This window comes from Yinghuangia sp. YIM S09857 (assembly GCF_051388915.1).
Classification (GTDB): domain Bacteria; phylum Actinomycetota; class Actinomycetes; order Streptomycetales; family Streptomycetaceae; genus Yinghuangia.
Window position 1 is genome coordinate 118,375 of sequence record NZ_JBPKBH010000020.1, and the last position, 22,038, is coordinate 140,412.

Annotated in this window: 17 protein-coding genes; 14 read left to right on the plus strand and 3 right to left on the minus strand. The window is 71.6% G+C overall.

The window, feature by feature from the left end:
* Positions 1-162: 162 nt before the first annotated feature.
* Entirely contained in the window at positions 163-1,098 is a 936-nt protein-coding gene (locus ACRX5S_RS32320) for a LysR family transcriptional regulator (RefSeq protein ID WP_436776732.1), read from the plus strand.
* Positions 1,099-1,225: 127 nt separating this feature from the next.
* Here ACRX5S_RS32320 and ACRX5S_RS32325 read toward each other — a convergent pair whose 3' ends face one another.
* From ACRX5S_RS32325 to ACRX5S_RS32335, 3 genes are read right to left on the minus strand one after another with little or no spacing between them, the layout of a single operon-like run.
* Complete coding sequence (locus ACRX5S_RS32325) at positions 1,226-2,044, minus strand: crotonase/enoyl-CoA hydratase family protein (RefSeq protein ID WP_436776733.1); 819 nt, start codon at positions 2,042-2,044, stop codon at positions 1,226-1,228.
* A 36-nt stretch (positions 2,045-2,080) separates the two neighbouring features.
* Positions 2,081-3,280, minus strand: a complete 1,200-nt coding sequence (locus tag ACRX5S_RS32330; RefSeq protein WP_436776734.1) for an acyl-CoA dehydrogenase family protein — start codon at positions 3,278-3,280, stop codon at positions 2,081-2,083.
* Positions 3,281-3,292: 12 nt separating this feature from the next.
* Positions 3,293-3,796: a MarR family winged helix-turn-helix transcriptional regulator gene (locus ACRX5S_RS32335; RefSeq protein ID WP_436776735.1), complete on the minus strand. Its 504-nt coding sequence runs from the start codon at positions 3,794-3,796 to the stop codon at positions 3,293-3,295.
* Positions 3,797-4,174: 378 nt separating this feature from the next.
* Between ACRX5S_RS32335 and ACRX5S_RS32340 the strand changes: the two genes are divergently transcribed.
* The 13 genes from ACRX5S_RS32340 to ACRX5S_RS32400 all read left to right on the plus strand — a co-directional run bounded on the left by ACRX5S_RS32340 (position 4,175) and on the right by ACRX5S_RS32400 (position 21,880).
* Positions 4,175-5,707, plus strand: a complete 1,533-nt coding sequence (locus tag ACRX5S_RS32340; protein WP_436776736.1) for an aldehyde dehydrogenase family protein — start codon at positions 4,175-4,177, stop codon at positions 5,705-5,707.
* A 104-nt stretch (positions 5,708-5,811) separates the two neighbouring features.
* Positions 5,812-6,828 carry a phosphotransferase gene (locus tag ACRX5S_RS32345; protein WP_436776737.1) on the plus strand — a complete coding sequence of 339 codons (1,017 nt, stop codon included), beginning with the start codon at positions 5,812-5,814 and terminating at the stop codon, positions 6,826-6,828.
* Positions 6,829-6,958: 130 nt separating this feature from the next.
* Positions 6,959-8,137 carry a thiolase C-terminal domain-containing protein gene (locus ACRX5S_RS32350; protein ID WP_436776738.1) on the plus strand — a complete coding sequence of 393 codons (1,179 nt, stop codon included), beginning with the start codon at positions 6,959-6,961 and terminating at the stop codon, positions 8,135-8,137.
* Positions 8,134-8,565: a Zn-ribbon domain-containing OB-fold protein gene (locus tag ACRX5S_RS32355; RefSeq protein ID WP_436776739.1), complete on the plus strand. Its 432-nt coding sequence runs from the start codon at positions 8,134-8,136 to the stop codon at positions 8,563-8,565. The genes ACRX5S_RS32350 and ACRX5S_RS32355 overlap by 4 nt, the downstream gene beginning before the upstream one ends.
* Before the next feature lie 104 nt (positions 8,566-8,669).
* Positions 8,670-9,845 carry an amidohydrolase family protein gene (locus tag ACRX5S_RS32360; protein ID WP_436776740.1) on the plus strand — a complete coding sequence of 392 codons (1,176 nt, stop codon included), beginning with the start codon at positions 8,670-8,672 and terminating at the stop codon, positions 9,843-9,845.
* Positions 9,845-10,975 (plus strand): amidohydrolase family protein, encoded by a 1,131-nt coding sequence (locus ACRX5S_RS32365; RefSeq protein WP_436776741.1) that lies wholly within the window; start codon positions 9,845-9,847, stop codon positions 10,973-10,975. The genes ACRX5S_RS32360 and ACRX5S_RS32365 overlap by 1 nt, the downstream gene beginning before the upstream one ends.
* A 2-nt stretch (positions 10,976-10,977) precedes the next feature.
* The gene (locus tag ACRX5S_RS32370) at positions 10,978-12,360 is read left to right on the plus strand and encodes a phenylacetate--CoA ligase family protein (RefSeq protein WP_436776742.1); all 1,383 of its coding nucleotides are present in this window, start codon (positions 10,978-10,980) and stop codon (positions 12,358-12,360) included.
* A gap of 73 nt (positions 12,361-12,433) precedes the next feature.
* Positions 12,434-13,351, plus strand: a complete 918-nt coding sequence (locus tag ACRX5S_RS32375) for an amidohydrolase family protein (RefSeq protein WP_436776743.1) — start codon at positions 12,434-12,436, stop codon at positions 13,349-13,351.
* On the plus strand, positions 13,348-13,908 hold the full coding sequence (locus ACRX5S_RS32380; RefSeq protein ID WP_436776744.1) for a DUF7700 domain-containing protein: 561 nt from the start codon (positions 13,348-13,350) through the stop codon (positions 13,906-13,908). The genes ACRX5S_RS32375 and ACRX5S_RS32380 overlap by 4 nt, the downstream gene beginning before the upstream one ends.
* Complete coding sequence (locus ACRX5S_RS32385) at positions 13,905-16,568, plus strand: acetate--CoA ligase family protein (RefSeq protein WP_436776745.1); 2,664 nt, start codon at positions 13,905-13,907, stop codon at positions 16,566-16,568. Before ACRX5S_RS32380 ends, ACRX5S_RS32385 begins: the two co-directional genes overlap by 4 nt.
* Positions 16,569-16,668: 100 nt before the next feature.
* Positions 16,669-17,763, plus strand: coding sequence for an alcohol dehydrogenase catalytic domain-containing protein (locus tag ACRX5S_RS32390; RefSeq protein ID WP_436776746.1), 1,095 nt, complete (start codon positions 16,669-16,671; stop codon positions 17,761-17,763).
* Positions 17,764-18,071: 308 nt separating this feature from the next.
* Positions 18,072-19,805, plus strand: coding sequence for an ABC transporter ATP-binding protein (locus ACRX5S_RS32395; protein ID WP_436776747.1), 1,734 nt, complete (start codon positions 18,072-18,074; stop codon positions 19,803-19,805).
* A 260-nt stretch (positions 19,806-20,065) separates the two neighbouring features.
* Positions 20,066-21,880: an ABC transporter ATP-binding protein gene (locus ACRX5S_RS32400; RefSeq protein ID WP_436776748.1), complete on the plus strand. Its 1,815-nt coding sequence runs from the start codon at positions 20,066-20,068 to the stop codon at positions 21,878-21,880.
* Positions 21,881-22,038 lie beyond the last annotated feature (158 nt).

Genomic DNA, 22,038 nt, shown 5'->3' on the forward strand with positions numbered 1-22,038 from the left:
CCCGGCGGGGGCTTCCGCGCTGTCGCGCCGGAACCCTTGCTCACCGTGCACTTGACGTGAGGTCATGCCGGAAACGCTAAAGCCCTCCCACCCATCGTGAAAAACGATGATTCCCGATCGGATCAATCGCTTCTCCCCATGGATGTCGCTATGTTGAAGCTCGTGACCGACGTTGAGCTGCGTCATCTGGCGGCCATGGTCGCCATAGTCGAGGAGGGCTCCTTCGGCCGGGCCGCGGCCCGCCTGGGGTACACGCAGTCGACGGTGAGCCAGCAGATCGCCGCTCTGGAGCGGGCGGTGGGCGGACGCGTGTTCGACCGCCCCGGCGGCCCCAAGCCGGTACAGCTCACCCCGCTCGGCCGCGTGGTCCTCGACCAGGGCCGCGAACTCCTCGCGAAGGCACGTGCGTTCGCCGATGCCGTGGACCGCTTCAACGCCGGGGGCGGCCGCGTCGACATCGGCACGTTCCAGAGCGTGTCCAACGTGATCCTGCCCTCACTCGTACGCCGCCTCCGCGACGAACACCCCGGCTGCGACATCCGGCTGTCCGAGGAGGAACCGGACCAGCCCCGGATCGGCCACCTCGACCTGCTGTTCTACGACGGCCGCCTCGACGCCCGGCTCGACGGCGGCCTGGAACACCTCAAGCTGCTGGACGACCCGTACCTGCTCGTGGCCGCCGCCGGGACCTTCCCCGACGGTCCTGTCCCGCTCGAACGGTTCGACGGTGCCGCCATGGTCGCCTGGCCGCTGACCTGCGACCAGCCCCGCGTCGAACAGGCCATCTCCCGGCACGGCGCCCGCCCGCAGGTGGTGTTCCGGAGCGCGGTCAACGACACCCTCCTGTCGATGGTTCGCGCCGGAATGGGCTCCGCGGTCCTGCCCTGGCTGGCCGTCCTCGGCGGCGACGTCCTCGCCGACCACCGGCTCACCGTCCACGAGTTGCGCCCCCGAATCCCACCCCGCGAGATCTACCTCCACTGGCGTGCCGGACGCACCCACTCCCCACTGGCCCGCCGCGCCCTCGAAATCGCCGTCGAGTCCGCCTCCGAAGCCGCCTTCCCCTCCCACCTGCACCTCGGCCTTCCCGCCTCCTGAAGCGAATCCGCCGTCGAGCCGGAGTTGCGGAATGGCGACGGGCCGCCCACGGAGCGGATTCGCGTGGACGGCCCGTGACACTCTCAACATGCGACGGGTCGGGGGTGTTCCCTGGGCTGACGGGGCGTCAGCGGCCCTTGAACTCCGGGGTCTTCTTCTCGGCGAAGGCGCGGGGGCCGATGCGGGAGTCCTCGGAGAGGAACACCCGCATGCCGATCTCGGACTCGATCTTGAAGGCCTCGTCCTCGGGGAGTTCGTCGGTTTCGCGGAGGACGCGCAGCACGGCCTGGACCGCCAACGGGCCGTTCGCGGCGATGGTGTTGGCGATCTCCTTGGCCTTGTCGAGGGCCGTGCCGTCCGGCACCAGGTGCGAGATCAGGCCCAGTTCCTTCGCCTCGGGGGCGTAGAAGTGACGGCCGGTCAGGAGGATGTCGGCGGCCGCGGTGTACGGGATTTGGCGGCGGAGGCGGACGGCGGAGCCGCCCAGCGGGAACAGGCCCCACTTGACCTCGGAGACGCCGAAGCGCGCCGACTCGCCGGCCACGCGGATGTCGGTGGACTGGAGGATCTCGGTGCCGCCCGCGATCGCCGGGCCCTCGACGGCCGCGATGAGCGGCTTCTTGAGGGTGAAGCCCTTGAGGATCCACTTCATGACGGACATGTCGAGGGCGAGCTTGGTCCCGTCGCCGTCGCCCTTGAAGGCGTCGCCGGGCGCGCTCTTGCTCATGTTCTTCAGGTCCGCCCCGGCGCAGAACGCGCCGCCCGCGCCCGTGAGGATCGCGACGCGGATGTCCGGGTCCTCGTTGACCAGGTCCCAGGTGTCTTCGAGGATCGCCATCATCTCGCTGGTCAGCGCGTTGCGCGCCTGCGGGCGGTTGAGGGTGATGACGATGATGTGGCCGTCGCGCTCTACGAGGACCGGGGGAGCGGACTGTTCGTCGGTCATGGTGCGGAACTCCAGGCGGTAGTCAAGGGAAGAGGATCAGCGGGGCGGGCGCGGCATGCCGAGGCCGAGCATCGCGATCATGTCGCGCTGGATCTCGTTCGTGCCGCCGCCGAAGGTGAGCATCAGGCAGATGCGGTACATGCGTTCGACGCGTGCGCGGATCTGGCCGCCGAGGTCGTCCTCCGCCGCGGCGCCGGTGAGGTACGCCTCCTCGCCCAGGATGTCCATCAGCATCCGGTACGCCTCGACGTACAGCTCGGTCCCGAACACCTTCGTCGTGGACGCCTGCGCCGGACCGAACTTCGCCCCGTGGTCGGCCCCCCATGCCGCCTTCCAGTTCAGCAGCTTCAGGTACTCGGTCCGCGCGTGCAGCCGCCCCAGGTTGAGCCGGACCACCTCGCGGTCGATCAGCCGCGTACCGTCCGGCAGTTCGACCTCACGCGCCCAACGGTGCGTCTGGTTCACCAGCAGTTGCAGGCCGTACGCCGAACACAGCGCCACCCGCTCGTGGTTGAGCTGGCCGGTGATCAGCTTCCAGCCGTCGCCCGGCGCGCCGACCAGCGCGGAGTGCGGCACGCGGACGTTGTCGTACGTCGTCGCCGTCGTCGTCTGCCCGGTCAGCGTCGGCACCGGGCTCCACGAGAAGCCCGGCGTGTCGGTCGGCACGCAGAACACCGACAGGCCCTTGTGGCGCGGTTGTTCGGGATCGGTGCGGACCGCGAGCCAGATGTAGTCGGCCACGCTCGCGAGCGAAGTCCACATCTTCTGCCCGTTGATGACCCACTCGTCGCCCTCGCGCACCGCGCTGGTGCGCAGCGCCGCGAGGTCCGTCCCCGCCCCCGGCTCGCTGTAGCCGATCGCGAAGTGCAGTTCGCCGGCGAGGATTTTGGGCAGGAAGAAGGCCTTCTGCTCGTCCGACCCGAACTCCATGATGGCCGGGCCCACGCTGTTGAGGGTGAGCAGCGGGATGGAGGCCCCCGCCCCCATCGCCTCGTCGTGGAAGATGAGCTGCTCGATGTTGGTGAGCGCCTGCCCGCCGTACTCCTTGGGCCACCCGATGCCGAGCCAGCCGTCCTGGCCCATGCGCCGGATCACCTTGCAGTACGCGCTGTCCCGGTCCATGGCCTCGCCCTCGGACGCGGCCTCGGCGCGCATCTCGGGCGTCATGATCCCGGCGAAGTACGCGCGCAGTTCGCGGCGGAGCTGCTCCTGCTCCGGGGTGTAGGCGATGTGCATACGACCTCCGATTCACCTCTCGCCGCGCGCGTCGCGCAGCCGTTGGTACGAGTCCCGGAACCGCGTCAGCAGCGCTCCCAGTTGCTCGCGGTCGCCCGGATCCCAGTCGGCCCAGACGGTGGCGATGTCGCGCAGCCACACCTGGCGGATCAACTCGCGTGTCTCGCGGCCCTCTTCGCTCAGGTGCAGCAGAACGGCCCGGCCGTCGCGCGGATCGCCCTCGCGCACCACCAGGCCCTGGTCCTCCAGTGGTCGGATCTGGCGGCTAGCGGTGGACTGCTCGACGCCCAGCCGGTCCGCGATCTCCTTCACCCCCAGGGGGCCGTGCCGGTGCAGCACGAACAGGATCGAGATCGCCGAGCGCGGCAGCGGGCGTCCGGCCGAGCCCTCCATCCGGGCCCGGTACGCGGGCGTCCGGTCCACGTCGGTGACCAGCGTGATGAACGCGCTGACCATCGCCTCCGCGGAGTCCTCCGGGAAGCGGCCTGGGTCCTCGGGCGGCCGGTCGGCGGGCATGGGCCGGATGCTTGCATGTATGCATCCAACAGACAAGGCCCACATTGCGGGGGATCCCGCCCGAGCTCGCAGATAAATCAATCGACTGTTTGAATAATGCCCTGCGGCGGCCTTGAACCGGCATCCCCGGCGCGCTAGAACCGAGGTGCGGGCCGGGGGCAGGTGTCCGAGCGCCCTCCGCCGCGGCCGTGTGGCGGAGCAGTGGCGGCACACGAACGGGCCCGCGGGACGAACGACACACGGACTGCGCACCGACCGCTCAACGACTGCTCAAGGAATGCGCGAGGACCGCTCAAGGACTGCGCGAAAGCGACGCACGGACCACGCGTATGCGACGGACGGACTACGGACGCACTACGGACGGCGAGGTACCGCTCGATGGCGACGAAGCACGGCACGACCGACGGCAGCACCGACGGCACCACCGGCAACGCGGGCGACCGCGTGCCCGGAGCCGTGCGCGAGTTCGGCAACCTGATCGACGGCAAGGTCCTCCCGGCCGCCGGAGGCCGCCGCATCGACTCGGTCGAACCTTCCACCGGCCGGGTCTGGGCCCGCGTTCCCCGCTCGACCGGGGAGGACGCCGAGGCCGCCGTCGCCGCCGCGCGCCGCGCGTACCCCGCCTGGTCCGCGCTGCCGCCGGCACGCCGCGCCATGTACCTACGCGAGGTTGCCCGCGTCGTCGCCCAGAACTCCGCCGAGCTGGCCGAGACCGAGGCCCGCGACAACGGCCGCATCATCCGCGACGTGCGCGGCGGCGACCTGCCGGGCGTGGCGTACATGTGGAGCGCCTTCGCGGGGGAGTGCGACGCGGCGGTCCGGGGCATGAGCACGCAGATCGGCCCGACCACCGTCGGCCTGACCCGCCGGGAGCCGTACGGCGTCGTCCTGGGCGTCATCCCGTGGAACGCCCCGCTCCCGACCCTCACCGCCAAGGCCGGCGCCGCGCTCGCCGCCGGCAACACTGCGATCGTCAAGCCCGCCGAGCAGGCGTCCGCGTCGTCGCTACGGTTGGCCGAGCTGATCGCGGACGTCCTGCCGCCCGGTGTCCTCAACATCGTCTCGGGCCTCGGAGAGGAGGTCGGCGACCCGCTCGTGCGGCACGCGGGCGTCGACCGCATCAGCCTGACCGGCTCCACCGAGACGGGGCAGGCGATCACGCGCGCCTCCGCCGACCACCTCAAGCCGCTCGCGCTCGAACTCGGCGGCAAATCACCGAACATCGTGTTCGCGGACGCCGACCTCGACGCCGCCGCGGTCGGGGTCACCACCACCGCCGTCTACACCGGCAACGCGGGACAGGTCTGCTACGCGGGCACCCGCATCCTCGTCCAGGCGTCGATCCTGGACGAGTTCCTCGACCGGATGCGCGCGGCCGTCGCCGACGTCGTGCTCGGCGACGCCCTCGACCCGGCCACCACGATGGGTCCCATCGTGTCGGCCGAGCAATACGCCCGCGTCACCGGCTACTTGGACCTGGCCGTCGCCGAGGGCGCGGCCCCGGTCTTCGGCGGACGTCACGGCGCGGCCCTGTTCGAGGACGGATCCCCGTACGCCGAGGGCTACTTCGTCGAACCGACCCTCTTCCGCGCGGCCGACAACAACCTGCGCGTCTGCCGCGAGGAGATCTTCGGACCGGTCGCCGTCGTCATCCCCTTCGAGGACGAGGCGGAGGCGGTGCGGATCGCCAACGACACGACCTACGGCCTCGCCGCCGGCATCTGGACGCAGGACCTCGCCCGCGCCCACCGTCTCACCGCGGCCCTGCACGCGGGCTTCATCTGGGTCAACACCTACCGCCGCCTGGGCGGCGGTCTGCCGTTCGCGGGTATGGGGGACAGCGGCTACGGGCACGACTCGGTGCTGGAGAACACGCGCGAGAAGTCGGTGATGATCGAACTGCTGGGCTGAACGGGCGACCGGGCGACGCGTCTGCCGCACCGAACGGGGCCACCCGGCTTCCACCGCCGGAAAGGTCTTCGCCATCCGCCCGACCAGGATCGTAGATTCGGAGGATGAAGGAACGACCCGCGGACCTGGACGACACCCGCCTGCACACCGCGCTCGCGGCGTGGGGGATCGAGCCCGCCGTGTCGGCGTACGCTCCCGTCGGCTTCGGCGACCACCACTGGACGGTCGAAGGCGCCGACGGGAGGCGGTGGTTCGCCACCGTTGCCGACCTCGCCGAGAAGGCGCACTGCGGCCCCGACCCGGACGCGGCCTTCGACGGGCTCCGGCGCGCGATGGACACCGCCGCCACGCTGGCCGATCCGGATGCCGGGGGACTGGAGTTCGCCGTACCGCCGCTGCGTGCGTCCGGCACCGGGGAGACGGTGCTGCGCCTCGGCGACCGGTACGCGCTCAGCGTCTTCCCGCACGTGGCCGCGAAGTCCGGCGACTTCGGCGACGAACCCGACGCGGCCCAGCGGGGCTTGGTCATCGACCTCCTCGCCCGCCTGCACCGCGCGGAGCCTCCGGCGTCAACCCCGGTGGCCGCCGTACGACTTCCCTCCCGCGCCGACCTGGAGTCCGCACTGGCCGACGTCGCGACCCGCGGCGAGCCCCGGAACACCGGCCCCCGCGCCGAAGCCGCCCACACGCTGCTCGGTCGGTACGCCAGGCCGTTGCGCCGCCGCCTCGTCGAACTCGACCAGGGGGCCGAGCGGTTGGAGCACGCCGCGCGACTGTCGGACGCGCGGCTCGTCGTCACGCACGGCGAACCGCACCCGGGCAACCTGATGCGCGATGCGGCGGACCGCCCGTACCTGGTCGACTGGGACACCGTCGGCCTCGCGGTGCCCGAGCGCGACCTGTGGCATGTCGTCCGCACGCAGGACGACCTCGACCGCTACGAGCGGGTTGCGCGCCGCGTGGTCGACCCTGCCGCCCTGGCGTTCTACCGCCTGCGCTGGCTCCTCGCCGACACCGCCGAATTCGTCGCCACCTTCCGGGCGCCCCACACCGGTACACGCGACACCGAGGACGCCTGGCGCTACCTCCGCGAAACCCTGGCGGCGGTCGCGGCCCCGTAGCACACCCCCTGTCCTCCGATCCCCGCCGCTGCCCTCCCCGATCTCCGGCCTCCCCGATCCCCGACCTCCCCATGATTCACACAGTCGTTTGACTTGATTGTGTCGATCGTCTGCGGTTGGCTGCCGAACCATGACGCGCCTCCGCAGCGGCCTGCGCGACCGCACGGCGATAGCCGGGGTCGGGTGGACCGAGTACTCCAGAAACTCCGGCGTCAGCACGCTGACGCTGGCCCTGCGCGCGGTCACCGCGGCCCTGGACGACGCCGGGCTCGGGCTCTCCGACGTCGACGGGGTGGCCTGCCACCGGGTCGGGGACTCGGTGCAGGCGGTGCTCGTCGCGCAGGCGCTGGGGGTCAAGGACCTGCGCTACCACCTCGACATGTTCGGCGGCGGCGGCACCTCGCACCAGGTCGTCGCGCACGCCGCGACGGCCGTGGCCTCGGGCATGGCCGAGACGGTGGTGTGCTGGCGTGCCGTGAACGCGCGTTCGGAGTTCCGGATGGGCGGGACCGGCCGTGCCGCGCCCGACGCGCTGGAGTTCCAGTACCAGTTGCCCTACGGCTACGCCACGCCGCCGCAGCAGTACGCGATGCTCGCCCGCGCCTGGATGCACGCGCGCGGGGCGACGTCCGAGGACCTCGGCCGGGTGGCGGTCACCCAGCGCGAGCACGCGCTGCTGAGCCCGCGCGCGATGATGCGCCGCTCGCTCACCATGGACGACTACCTCGCGGCCCGCCCCATCGCCGAGCCGCTGCGGCTCTACGACTGCTGCCTGGAGACCGACGCCGCCGTTGCCGTCGTCGTCACCAGCGCCGAACGGGCCCGAGCGCTGGCCAAGCCGCCGGTGCTCATCGCGGGCGCCGCGACCGGCGGCGGGCACACACTCTTCTCCAACGGCCGGGCCGACCCGACCGTCAGCGCGGCGGCCGACCTGGCCCCGCGGCTCTACGCGGCGGCCGGCATCGGCCCCGACGACATCGACATCGCCGAGCTGTACGACGCGTTCACCTTCCTGGTGCCCCTGCAACTTGAGGACTACGGCCTGGTCCCGCGCGGCGAGACCGGCGGCTTCTACGCCGACGGCCACGCGGGCCTGAAGGGACGTCTGCCGGTCAACACCCACGGCGGGCACCTCTCCGAGGGGTACGTGCACGGCCTCAACCACGTCGCCGAGGCGGCCAGTCAGTTGCGCGGCGAGGCCGGGGACCGGCAAGTCCCGGGCGCCACCGTCGCGCTGACGACGGGTCAGCCCGGCTATGTGGGTGGCACCTGCTCGGCGCTCATCCTGCGGCGAGAGGAACCCGCATGACCGAGCCGTCCAGACCGCCGCATCCGGCGGTCGACCGGGACTCGGCGGCCTGGTGGGCCGCGCTGGCCCGGCACGAACTGGTCTTCCAGCGCTGCGGCGAGTGCGCCACCTGGCGGTGGCCGGCGCGCGCGATGTGCAACGACTGCGGCTCGTTCGGATGGGGCTGGTTCCCGGCGTCCGGGCGCGGCGTGATCACCAGTTGGATCGTCAACCACCACAGCTTCCTGCCCGGCGTGCCCGCGCCGTACGTCGTGCTCAGCGTGCGCATGGACGAGCAGCCCGACCTGGTGCTGCCGGGAGCGTACGACGGACCGCCCGACGACCCGGCGCTGGAGATCGGTGCGCCGGTCCGCGTCGGGTTCTCCGACCTGCTGGGAGAGCCCCCCGCAGCCCTCCTCCGCTGGAGCATTATTCAGTCAACTGCTTGATTAATTCAGCGACGCTGGGCAGGATGCGGGCGTACCTCGCGGCACGCCCTCCGCGGCACCCCCGCCGACCCGGGCCACACCCCCACCACAAGGCAGGTCTCGCGATGCGCAACGGATACAAGGTCTTCGACGCGGACGCCCACGTGATCTATCCGCGGGACCTGTGGACGCGGTTCCTCGACAAGAAGCACGGCGACCGCTTCGGACGGCGGCAGCCATTCCCGGAGTTCGACACGTACAACCCCGTCACCGTCGACGGGCGCTGGACGCAGCACGACACCATCGTCTACGGCCGCTTCCAGGAGGCCATCAACTGGACCACCGACGACATGCGCCGCATCTACGGCGACGACCTGCTGGTCAACGGCTTCACCGGCGACCGCGTGGCGAGCGCGCTGGCCCGGGACGGCATCGACCTCGCGGTGATCTACGGTCCCGAGTACGACATGTGGTTCGACGGTGTGGACCCGGAGTTGCAGGCCGCGATGGCCCGCGCGTACAACCGCTGGGGCCAGGAGATGCGCGAGACGTCGGGCAACCGCGTGCACGTGTCCGGGCCGGTGCCGCTGGTCGACATCGGCCGGGCGGTCGAGGAAGTGGCTTACGCCCACGAGCACTTGGGGACACGGTGCTTCTGGGCCCGGCCCAACCTGTTCGACGGCCGGACGCTCGGCGACCGCTACTACGATCCGCTCTGGGAGTTGCTCCAGGACCTCGGAGTCGCGTTCGGCACGCACGAGTTCATGGGTCTCAAGGGCCAGTCCTTCGGGCACGACCGCTACCGGACGTTCACCGAATGGCACACCGTGGTGCACCCGTTCGAGACGATGGGCGTCATCACGTCGATGATCGCGCACGGCGTCTTCGAGCGGTTCCCGCGGCTGCGCGTCGCCTACCTGGAGGCCGGGTGCGGCTGGCTGCCGAGCTGGCTGCACCGCATCGACGAGCAGTTGGAGATGGCCGGGGAACGGGAGTTCCCCGAGCTGACCATGAGCGCGACCGACTACTTCCGGCGCAACGGGTGGATCTCGACCGAGTGCGAGGACCCGTTCGTCTCCGACGTCGTGCGGTGGATGGGGGACGACCGGATCCTCTTCGAGAGCGACTTCCCGCACCCGGACTCCAAATTCCCGCACACCACCTCGGAGTTCCTGGGCCAGGGCCCGGAGATCCTGTCGGACGACAGCAAGCGCAAGATCCTCTGGGACAACCCGGTGGAGTTCTACCGGTTCCCGGACGGCTACCTGCCCACTTCGTTCACCGAGGCGAGTGACCACTGATGGCCCCGTCGACCACCCCGCGCATCATCTCCGCCGACTGCCACGTCAACGAGCCACCGCACGTATTCGACCGCGTCCCCGCGGAGTTCCGGGACCGTGCGCCGCGCCTGATGCGCGGCCCGGACGGCGGCGACGGGTGGAGCTTCGACGGGAAGCCGCCCAAGCGCACGTACGGCGTCGAGGCGATGGCCGGTCGCACCAAGGACGAACACGTCGCCTCCGGGCTGCGGTTCGAGGACATCCTGCCCGGCAACTACGACGGGACCGCGCACGTCGCGGACATGGACCTGGACGGCGTGGACGTCTCGGTGGTCTACCCGGCGAACGCGATCTTCACCTACCAGGCGGCGGACCGGGCCCTGGCACAGGCCTGCATGCTCGCGTACAACGACTGGATCCTCGACGAGTTCCAGGCCGCCGACCCGTCCCGCATCGTCGGCCTGCCGATGCTGCCGGTGGACGACGGGATGGCGGCGGCGACGGCCGAGCTGGACCGGGTGCTCGCGGCCGGCGCCAAGGCGGCGTTCCTGCCCGGTAATCCGGAACGCCCGTACCACGACCCGTACTACGAAGAGCTGTGGACCGCGGCGGAGCGGAACGGGCTGCCGCTGACGTACCACCGCACCTTCGGCGGCAGGCCGCAGGAGACGGACTGGGACAACGTCGCGAACAACAACTTCAGCGCGGCCGGGACCGTGCACCGGTTCTTCTCGTCCACACGGCAGTTGACGTACATGACGCTCGCCGGCGTCTTCGAGCGGCACCCCGGGCTGCGCCTCGTGGTGGGCGAAGTGAACTTCGGCTGGCTGCCGTTCTGGGCGCAGACCATGGACGAGCAGTTCGAGAACCAGCACTCGATGGGCACCCTCCAGGTGAGCAGCCCGCCCAGCCGGGTGCTGGGGGAGCAGGTCTTCGTCACGGTGCTGGACGACCGCGTCGGCTTCGACCTGGTGAGGTCCGGCCGGTACCCGTACCTGGCCGCCGCGGCGATGTTCTCCACGGACTACCCGCACAGCGTGTGCCTGTGGCCCGACACCCGCAAGATCGCCGACGAACTGACGCGCGGCCTGGACGAGTCCGACGCCGAGCGCATCCTGTCGGGGAACGCGGCCCGAGTGTACGGAGTCTGACGGTGTCTCAGGGGATCCGGCGGGCGCACCAGGCGGTCGACTTCGAGGAGGCGGCGCGGCGGTACCCGCCGCCGCCCGAGTACTTCGAGGGCGCGTACCTCGCCTCCGCCGAGGAGATCGAGCGCGTGCAACTCGCCCGGCTGCGGCACCGCGCGGACCAGGCCTACCGGATCCCCTTCCACCGCAGGCGCTGGGACGAGGCCGGGTTCGCTCCGGGCGACCTGCGCACGCTGGACGACCTGTGGCGGGCCCCGGCGTACACGGTGGACGACATCCGGCGCAGCATTGAGGCGGCGCCGCCGTACGGCGACTACCAGGGCGTGGTGCCCGGCGACGCGGTACGCGAGCCCATGCGGCTCTACATGTCGGGTGGGACCACGGGAGCGTCCCGTCCGACCTTCTACACCGCCTGGGACCGCGCGGTCGGCGGCATCCTGGAGGCCCGCCAGCTCTACATGCAGGGCGTGCGGCCCGGCGGCGTGGTGGTCAACTCGTGGTCGTACGGCACCCACAACGGTGCCTTCTCCTTCGACGAGGCGGCCTACCAGTGGCTCAACTGCGTGGTCATCACGGCCTCGACCGGCAACGTGACGTCGAGCCGCAAGCAGGTCGAACTGGCCCTGGAATACGGGGCGACGGCCATCATGACGACCGGCGACTACGTGCTTCGGCTCGCCGAGGTCGTGCGCGAGATGGGGCTCGACCCGCGAAAGGACCTGGCGCTCAAGGCGATTCCCAACATCGGCGACACGGCGTTGCTGGAGGAGACGTTCGGGTTGCCGTGCTTCGCCACGTACGGTTTCCACGAGGTCCAGACCGTGGCCGTCGAGTGCGAGGCGCGGGACGGACTCCACGTGTTCGAGGACGCGTTCGTCGTGCAGGTCGTCGACCCGGAGACCGGCGAGCGGCTGCCGGACGGCGAGACCGGGGCGCTGGTCGTCACCGAGCTGTACAAGACCGGGAGCGCGCAGTTCCGCTACAACATCATGGACCTCTCGCACCTGATGCCGCGTCACCGGTGCGCGTGCGGATCGTGGTTGCGCAAGATCGGGCCCTTCGCCGGGCGCGGCGACAACATGGTGAAGCTGCGCGGCGTCAATCTGTGGCCGGAGGTCGTCGGCGAGGTCGCCACCGCGGTGCCGGGCACCGCACCCGACTACTTCGTGCGCGCGGTACGCGAGGGCAACAGGGACGAGATGGTCGTGCACGTGGTGTCCGAGGGGGACCCGGAGGCGCGTCCGGATCTTGCCGATAGCGTCGAACACGCCCTGCGCGAGCGCTTCGGCGTCCGCATCCGCGCCGAGATCGCGGCTCCCGGCGCACTGGACGGGTGGACCGGGGTCGACGTCTCGCCCAAGCTCAAGAGGTTCCGCGATGAGCGCTGACCGATCCCCGGCGTCCTCCGCATCCCCGGCGTCCTCCGCATCCCCGGCGTCCTCCGCATCCCTGGTGTCCCCTGTGTCCGCCGGGTCCCCCGTGGTCGTCGACTACCTGTGCAACGCCTTCTTCCCCGACCGCCAGGCGCTCTGGGACGAGGCGATCGCCGCCACCGGCATCAACGTGCGCGTGCGGCGCGGCCCGGACGAGGCGTTCTGCGACGCCGACACGATGGTGGCCCGGATGGACGCGCACGGTGTGGCCGCCGTCCTGCTGCCGACCGGCGACCTGTCCGCGCATGCGGCCGTGGACCCGCGCGACTACGACCACTACGCCATGCGATGGGACGAGTACGCGGAGCTGACCAAGCGTCACCCCGGACGCTTCGCCGCCCTGTTGGTGGTCGACCCGTCCCGCGGCATGGCGGGGGTCGCCGACGCGCGGGCGCGCATCACGGACGACCCGACCGTGGCGGGGCTGTACCTGCACACGCACAGCTGGGACCGGCGCTTCGACCACGCCGACTACTACCCCTGGTACGCCATGTGCGCCGACCTCGACATCCCGGTCGCCATGCAGGCCGGGACCTCGGGCGGGCTGATGGCGAGCGAGTGCGGCCATCCGATCGGGATCGACCGTCCCGCGCTGTACTTCCCGAGCGTGCGGTTCGTGCTGTCGCACACCGGCTGGCCGTGGGTGGACGAGGCGGTGTCGATGGCCATGAAGTTCCCCAACGTGTACCTGGGGACCGGCGCGTACCCGCCCCGGCACTGGCACGCGTCGGTGCACCAGTTCCTCGCCGGACCCGGGCGCCGCAAGGTCATGTTCGGCACGAACTTCCCAACCGTCGCGCACGGCAAGGCACTTGCCCAGATCGCCGAACTCGATCTCCGGGAGGACACGCGGGAACGGCTGCTGGGCGGCACGGCTTTGGAGGTGTTCACGCGCGTCGCCGCGCCGCGAACCGACACACCGAACCCGCCGGGAGGCACACCGTGAGCGACACGTTCGAGACCGGCCCGACCGTCGGGACGGTGTACGGCATCCCGCCGCAGCCGCCGATCGCGGAGAACACCCGCGTGTTGGACGCGGGCGCGCTCCGCATCGGCGTCGAGTACCGCGACGTCACCCCCGACGACCTGCGCGCGGCGTACGCAGGAGACGCCGGGCAGTTGGCCGAGTTGGAGGAGAAGTCGCCGGTCGGCGGCTTCGCCGACGAAGGCGTCTCGGTGCACGTGTTCGACGCCGAGGACGGCCACGAGTACCTGCGCTTCGACCTGTTCGACGGCGAACCGCACTACCACTACAACCACCGGCCGGGACCGGACGGCGAAGTGGTCAACAACGTCGTGCCGTTCGACGTGACCGCCGGCGGGGACATGCTCGCGTGGGCATTCGGGCGGCTGCGTACGCGACTTCCCGAGATGCTCACCAAGGCGGGCGGCGTGGATCTGGCGGCGAAGGTCGACGCGGCACTGCTGGAGCCGGTCCTGACGGAGGCTCAGGCGATGGCGGTGGTGGCCCGCGCGGCGTACCGGCGGGCGGCGGGGGCGTGAGCGCCGCCGATTCGGCGGGGCGACACGTTGTCGGGGAGCGTGTCCCGGGGAATGCTCCGGAAAGCGCGGGCGCGGAGGACTCGCGCATTCTCGTCCCCGAACACGAAGTCAAGCGGCTGCTCGCGGAGTTGGGCGTACGGGTGCCGCGTGGCACCGCGGTTCCGTACGCCGAGGGCCCCGACGCGGTCGCGAAGGCCGCGGCGGAGCTGGGCGACACGTTGGTCCTCAAGGCCTACGGGCCGGGGCTGGTGCACAAGACCGATATGGGCGCAGTGCGGCTCGGCCTCGACGCCGCGTCGGTGGCGGCGGAAGCACGGGCGATGGCGGTGCGGCTGGCCGGCCACGGTGTGGTCCCGGACGGCTGGCTCGTCGAGGAACAGCAGGCCGCGGGCGTCGAGGTGATCGTCGGCCGCGTGCGAGGCCCGTTTGGAGACGCCATGCTGCTCGGACTCGGGGGAACTCTGGCCGAGACGCTGGACCAGGCGGTCGTGCGGCTCGCCCGGTCGGGCGGTCGGTCGGGCACGCGTTCGGGTGCGGGGTCGGGCGGGCGAACGGGCGAGCGGGCGGGCCAGTGGCCGGGCGGGCGAACGGGCGAGCGGTCGGGCTCTGTGCCGGGACGGTTCCCGGGCGGGTCGCTCGGTGCGGAGATGCTCGCCGCCATGCCGGGCTCCGCGGCGCTGCGCGGGGCGCGCGGGGCCGAGCCGGTCGACCTGGATGCACTGGCCTCGCTCGTCGACGCGCTGGACGGGGACGGGCTGCCGGCCGCGGTCGCCGCGGCGTACCCGGGGTTCGAGCCGGACGAGTTCGAGTGCAACCCGGTGATCGCGACGGCGGAGGGGGCCGTCGCGGTCGACGCTCGGTTGATCTTGCGGCGGCGGGCGGGTGAGGGGGCCGGGGAGCCCTCCCGCTCACACGAGTCGGCTGAACCGGCCGAGTCCGAATCGGGCGGCGAACAGCGCGACACGTCGGGGCCGGGCGGGGCACTCACCGAATCGAGTGAGCACAGTGCATCCGGCGCGCGGGAACGTACCGACTTCGCGCCGTTGTTCGCGCCGCGCACGGTCGCGGTCGCGGGCGCGTCCACGGCCAAGACCACGTTCGGAAACCGGTTCCTGGCCGCGTACCGGGCGTTCGGCTGGACGGACGGGCTGTACGCGGTGCACCCGACCGCCGCGTCGATCGACGGCGTCCCGGCGGCCCCCTCGGTCGCGGACATCCCGGGCGGCGCCGACTACCTGCTGGTCGCCGTCCCCGCCGCGGCCACTCCGGCGCTGGTGGACGCGTCCGCCGGACACGCCCGGTTCGTGCACGTCGTCAGCGGCGGCTTCGGGGAGGCCGGCGCCGGTGACCTGGAGGACGCGCTGCTGGCCGCCGCCCGGCGCGCGGGGGTACGCCTGCTCGGACCGAACTGCCTGGGTGTGTACGCCCCGTCCGGCCGCCAGACGTTCCAGCTCGGCGTGTCGGCCGAGCCCGGCGGCGTCGGCGTCGTGTCACAGAGCGGCGGCCTGGCCGGGGACATCGTCGCGGCGGGCACGCGCCGGGGCCTGCGCTTCTCCGGGCTTGTGACGATCGGCAACGCGATCGATGTGGGGGCCGCGGAACTGGTCGAACACTTCGTCGACGATCCGGCGACCGAGGTGATCGGCATGTACCTGGAAGGCACCGGCGGTGGTGAACGATTGGCGCGCGCCGTCCTGCGCGCGGGCGCGCACGGCAAGCCGGTCGTCGTCCTGGCGGGCGGCCTCAGCAGGCAGGGCGCGCGGGCCGTCGCATCGCACACCGGCGCGCTCGCGGGCGACGCGCGCATGTGGCAGGCGCTGAGCGCGGCGTCGGGCCTGAGCGTGGTGCAGACGCTGGAGGACTTCCTTGCGGTGCTGGCGATGATGCAGCGGTACATGGGGGCGGGACCGTCGCGAACGGAGCCGAGGGAATCAGAATCAACCGATAAGCCTGATTTGCGAACCTCGGGATCACGCACAGCGCGAGCGCCCGGGCCGACCGCGGCGGACACGGGCGCGCCGGGGGCCGCGGCGTCCGGAACGGTCGCCCCGACGCCACGGGCGTCGCCCGCATCAGGCGTCCTGGTCATCGGCCCCGGCGGCGGCGCCTCCGTCCTCGCGACCGACGCCTGTGACCGCGCCGGGCTGGCCGTACGCCCGCTGCCGCCCGATGCGGTGGGCGCCCTGCGCGAGCGCGGCTACGGCGCCGGGACCTCGCTCGTCAACCCGGTCGAGATCCCGCTCGGCCCCGCGACCGGCACCGACTCGTTCGCCAAGGTCCTCGACCCGGTGCTCGCCGCCACGGACTTCGCCGACGCGCTCCTGCACGTCAACGTCCAGTCCTACTACGGCTACGCGGACACCGGCGTCGCCCCGCTGCTCGCGCTGGTCGAGGGGCTGCGCGGGCTGTCCCGGCCCGGGGGCGTGCGGCTGAGCCTGGTGCCGCGCAACCTCGACTGCGCGCCCGCGGCCGACGCCGAGGAGGTGCTGGCCGCGTGCGCGCGGGCGGGCGTACCGGCGTTCCGCGACCTCGACCAGGCCGCCGTCGCGATCGCCGCCGTGCAGCGCCTGCGCGCGCCCGCGACCGGGCACGCGACCGGGCGGGCGCCCGAGACCGAGACCGCGCCCGAGACCGAGACCGCGCCCGAGACCGCGCTCTGAACCGCGGGGCCTCGTCGCCCGGCAATGCGACGAGGCCCCCGGGCACTGCCGGAGTGCCACCGTCCGGACCGAACCGCCCGCCGTACCCGAGGAGTTGTGTATGCGCGCCGCCGTCCTGACCGAATTCCACGCGCCGCTCGCCGTCCGTGACGACGTCGAGATCGCCGAGCCGGGGCCCGGCGAGGTGCTGGTGCGCGTGGCCGCGTCCGGCATCTGCGGCTCGGACCTCAAGGCCATCGACGGCAAGAGCCCGGTCGCGCGGCGGCTTCCGGCGATCCTCGGGCACGAGAGCGCGGGGGTCGTCGAGCGCGTGGGGGCGGGAGTGACGATGGCGGCGCCCGGCGACCGGGTGATCATCGCGATGACCGGGAACTGCGGGCGCTGCGAGCCGTGCCGGCGCGGGGCGTACAGCGGGTGCCGCAGCCCGATCCGGCTGGCCCAGCTGGGTCAGATGCGCGACGGGACGACCCGGCTGCGGGTGGACGGGCGGGAGGCGTACCCGTTCATCGGCATCGGGTCGTTCGCGGAGTTCGCGGTGGTGAACGAGGAGGTCCTGGTCCGGGTGCCGGACGCGCTGCCGCTCGACCAGGCCTGCCTGCTGGCCTGCGGCGTGATCACCGGCGTCGGGGCGGTGCTCAACACGGCGCAGGTGCCGCCGGGGTCGAGCGTGCTGGTGGTGGGTGCCGGCGGGGTGGGGCTCAACGTGCTCCAGGGCGCGGTGCTCGCGGGGGCGGCGCGGATCGTGGCCGCCGATGTGAATCCGGACAAACTGCCCATTGCGGCGGCCTTCGGTGCCACCGACACGCTGCTGTCCGGCGACGACCTGCCCGAACAGGTCGGCAAGATCGTGGACGGCGGCGTCGACTTCGCCTTCGACGCGACCGGGGTACCGGGCGTCCTGGCCAAGGCCTTCGCGGCCACGCGGGACGGCGGCACCACCGTGATGGTCGGCAGCCCGCCGAACGAGCCGATCAGCCTCCTGCCGCAGCAGCTCTTCTTCAACCGCACGCTCAAGGGCTGCGCGGGCGGCGGCGGGCTCCCGGCGCGCGACCTGCCGCGCCTGATCGACCTGGCGGCGGCCGGGCGGATCGACCTCGCGAAGCTGATCAGCGCGACCGTTCCGCTCGAAGGGATCAACGGGGCGATCGAGGACGTCCGGGCGGGACGGCTGGCGCGGGCGGTCGTCACGTTCTGAGGGCCGCGCGGTCCGGGGCGTCCAGCGCCTCGGGCCCGTACGGCCCCGGTCCGGCGCGTCCGGCCAGATCCGCGCGTCCGGCCCCGGTCCGGCGCGTGCGGCCCGTCGGTCGGCTTTGGCAAAAGCTCGGTCGGGATTCCCGCCCGAGCCGAAAACCACGGGACTTCACCGGCTGCATGGTGATTACATGTAAGCCGCCCGCGCGCCGGGGCGCTTCAGCGTGCCACTTTTCCCGCGCGGGTCGCGGATTCGCCTGGACGGTCCAGGCCAGGTGACCGCCGAGATCCGCTGGGTGTGAGAGAGACCGCGTGCTGATCAAACTCGTCCGGGCCCATCTGAGGCCCTATCGCGGGGCCATAGGACTGCTCGTCCTGCTCCAGCTTGTCCAGACCTCCGCGACGCTCTACCTGCCGACCCTCAACGCCGACATCATCGACAAGGGCGTGGTCCGCGGGGACAACGGCTACATCTGGAAGACCGGCGGCGTCATGCTCGGCGTCTCGGTGCTCCAGATCATCTGCTCGATCGGCGCCGTGTACTTCGGCGCCCGGACCGCCATGGCCCTCGGCCGCGATGTGCGTGCCGCCGTGTTCGACCGCGTGCAGTCGTTCTCGGCGCGCGAGGTGGGGCAGTTCGGTGCGGCGTCCCTCATCACGCGGACGACGAACGACATCCAGCAGGTCCAGATGCTGGTGCTCATGACGTTCACCCTCATGGTGTCCGCGCCCATCATGTGCGTGGGCGGCATCATCCTGGCGCTCAACCAGGACGTGCCGATGTCGTTGCTGCTGGTGGCGATCGTCCCGGCCCTCGGCATCATCGTCGGCGTCATCGTGTCCCGGCTGCGCCCGCTGTTCCGCAAGATGCAGGACGACCTCGACACGGTCAACCGGGTGCTGCGCGAGCAGATCACCGGCCTGCGCGTGATCCGCGCGTTCGTCAAGGACGAGCACGAGCGGCAGCGGTTCGAGGCGGCCAACGAGGAGCTGACCGACGTGTCCTGGCGCGTCGGCCGCATCATGGCGCTGATGTTCCCGCTGGTCATGACCGTGGTGAACCTGTCGTCGGTGGCCGTCATGTGGTTCGGCGCACACCGCATCGACGACGGCGACATGCAAATCGGCGCGCTCACCGCGTTCCTCAGCTACCTGATGCAGATCCTGATGTCGGTCATGATGGCCACCTTCATGTTCATGATGGTGCCGCGCGCCGAGGTGTGCGCCGAGCGCATCCAGGAAGTGCTCGACACCGACTCCACCGTCGTCCCGCCCGTCGCGCCGGTGCGCTCGGTCGAGCGGCACGGCTATGTCGAGCTCCGCGACGTCGGCTTCCGCTACCCGGGCGCGGAGGCGCCGGTGCTGCGGGGCATCGGCTTCTCGGCGCGGCCGGGGGAGACCACCGCGGTCATCGGCTCCACGGGCAGCGGCAAGACGACGCTGCTCAGCCTGCTGCCGAGGCTGTCGGACGTCACCGAGGGGGCCGTCCTGGTGGACGGCGTGGACGTGCGTACGCTCGACCCCGCGCTGCTGGCGCGCATCGTCGCGCTGGTGCCGCAGAAGCCGTACCTGTTCTCCGGCACGATCGCCAGCAATCTGCGGTACGGCAACCCCGACGCCACCGACGAGGACCTGTGGCACGCGCTCGACGTCGCGCAGGCGCGGCCGTTCGTCGAGGAGATGCCGGAGGGGCTGGACGCGCCGATCTCGCAGGGCGGCACCAACGTGTCGGGCGGGCAGCGGCAGCGGCTCGCGATCGCGCGGGCTCTCGTCCGCAAACCCGAGGTCTATTTGTTCGACGACTCGTTCTCGGCCCTCGACTACGCGACCGACGCCCGGCTGCGCGCGGCGCTCGGGCGCGAGATCGCGCACGCCACGGTGGTCATCGTGGCGCAGCGGGTCAACACCATCCGCGACGCGGACCGGATCATCGTGCTCGACGAGGGCGAGGTGGTCGGGGACGGGACGCATGCGGAGCTGATGGCGTCGAACCCGACGTACCGCGAGATCGTGCTGTCGCAGCTCACCGAGGAGGAGGCGGCGTGACGACGTCGGAACACAACGGCGCGGCACCGGCTTCGCGGGAGGGGGTGGGGGACGCGGACTCGGCCGTGGGTTCGGACTCGGGTGCCGCTCCCGCTCTTGATGCTGCTTCGGGTGGTGCCGGTGCCGGTGCCGGTGCCGGTACTAGTGGCGCTTCCACTCCCGTTTCCGTTGACGACTCCACTGCCGACTCCGTGGCCGATTCCGGGGCCCATTCCGGGGCCGACTCCGAGGGCAGTGCCCCGCGCCGCGGACCGCAGCCCATGGCCGGGCCCGGCCGCTTCATGGGCGGGCAACCCGCCGAGAAGTCGCTGCACTTCAAGGCGTCCGGCCTGCGACTCCTGAAGCTGCTGGAACCGGAGAAGCGCTGGGCGTACGCCGTCGTCGTCCTCGCCGTCCTGGCCGTCGGTCTCTCCGTGATCAGCCCGAAGATCCTGGGCGAGGCGACGGACGAGATCTTCTCCGGTGCCTTCGGGCCGAACGGTGTCGACTTCGGTTCGGTCGGCGTCATCCTCGGCTGGGCCGCTCTCGTGTCCCTCGGCTCGGGCGTGCTCAGCATCATCCAGTCGCGCATCGCCAACCGCGTGCTCCAGCGCGCCATCAAGCGGCTGCGCACCCAGGTCGAGGACAAGCTCGCGCGACTGCCGCTCGCATACTTCGACCGCCAGCCGCGCGGCGAGGTGCTGAGCCGGGTCACCAACGACATCGACAACCTCGGCCAGACGCTCCAGCAGACCATGAGCCAACTGCTCTTCTCGCTGCTCACCATCGTCGGCGTGCTCGGCATGATGTTCTGGATCTCCTGGCTGCTGGCGCTGGTCGCGCTGATCACCGTGCCGATCTCGGTCATCGTGGCCGCACGCATCGGCAAGAAGGCGCAGCCGCAGTTCATCCAGCAGTGGAAGACCACCGGCAAGCTCAACGCGCACATCGAGGAGATGTACACCGGCCACAGCCTGGTCAAGGTCTTCGGTCGCCAGGAGGAGTCGGCGGAGATCTTCCGTACCGAGAACGACAAGCTCTACAACGCCTCGTACCGCGCCCAGTTCGTCTCCGGGCTGATGCAGCCCGCGATGATGTTCATCGGCAACCTGAACTACGTGCTGGTCGCGGTCATCGGCGGGCTGCGCGTCTCGTCCGGGGCGCTGTCGATCGGCGACGTCCAGGCGTTCGTCCAGTACAGCCGCCAGTTCAGCCAGCCGCTCACGCAGGCGGCCAGCATGGCCAACCTCATCCAGTCGGGCGTCGCCTCCGCCGAACGCGTCTTCGAGCTCCTGGACGCGGACGAGCAGACCCCCGACCCCGCCGTCCCGGCCCGCCCCGCCGAACTCCGCGGCCGCGTCGCCTTCGAGAACGTCGCCTTCTCCTACACCCCCGCCAAACCGCTCATCACCGACCTGTCCCTCGCCGTCGAGCCCGGCCGTACAGTCGCCATCGTGGGCCCCACCGGCGCGGGCAAGACCACCCTGGTCAACCTGCTGATGCGCTTCTACGAGGTCACCTCGGGCCGCATCACCCTCGACGGCGTCGACACCGCCGGCATGTCCCGCGACGAACTGCGCGGCGCGGTCGGCATGGTCCTCCAGGACACCTGGCTGTTCGGCGGCACCATCGCGGACAACATCGCGTACGGCACGACCGCCGCGTCCCGCGACGAAATCGTCGCCGCCGCCAAGGCCGCCCACGCCGACCGCTTCATCCGCACGCTCCCGGACGGCTACGACACGGTCGTCGACGACGAGGGCACCGGCATCAGCGCGGGCGAGAAGCAGCTCATCACCATCGCCCGGGCGTTCCTCTCCCAGCCCACCATCCTGGTCCTGGACGAGGCCACCAGCTCGGTCGACACTCGCACCGAGGTCCTCATCCAGCGCGCCATGGCCCGGCTCCGGGACGGCCGTACCGCCTTCGTGATCGCCCACCGCCTGTCCACCATCCGCGACGCGGACACCATCCTCGTCATGGAATCAGGCCGCATCGTCGAACAGGGCGACCACGAAACCCTCCTGGCCGCCCACGGCGCCTACGCCCGCCTCTACGAATCCCAGTTCGCCCAGGCCCCGGCGGAGGTCGACTAGGCCGCGTGTCCGCCGGATCTTTGCACCGCTCACGGCCCCTGGACATCGCGCCGCGCGGCGTTGCAGGCCCTTGCGAGTGCGACCGAGTACGAGCTTCGGGCCTGCGCCTGGGAGGGCCGCCAGGCCCGGCGGGCGACGCACGGCACCACAGGCCGGGA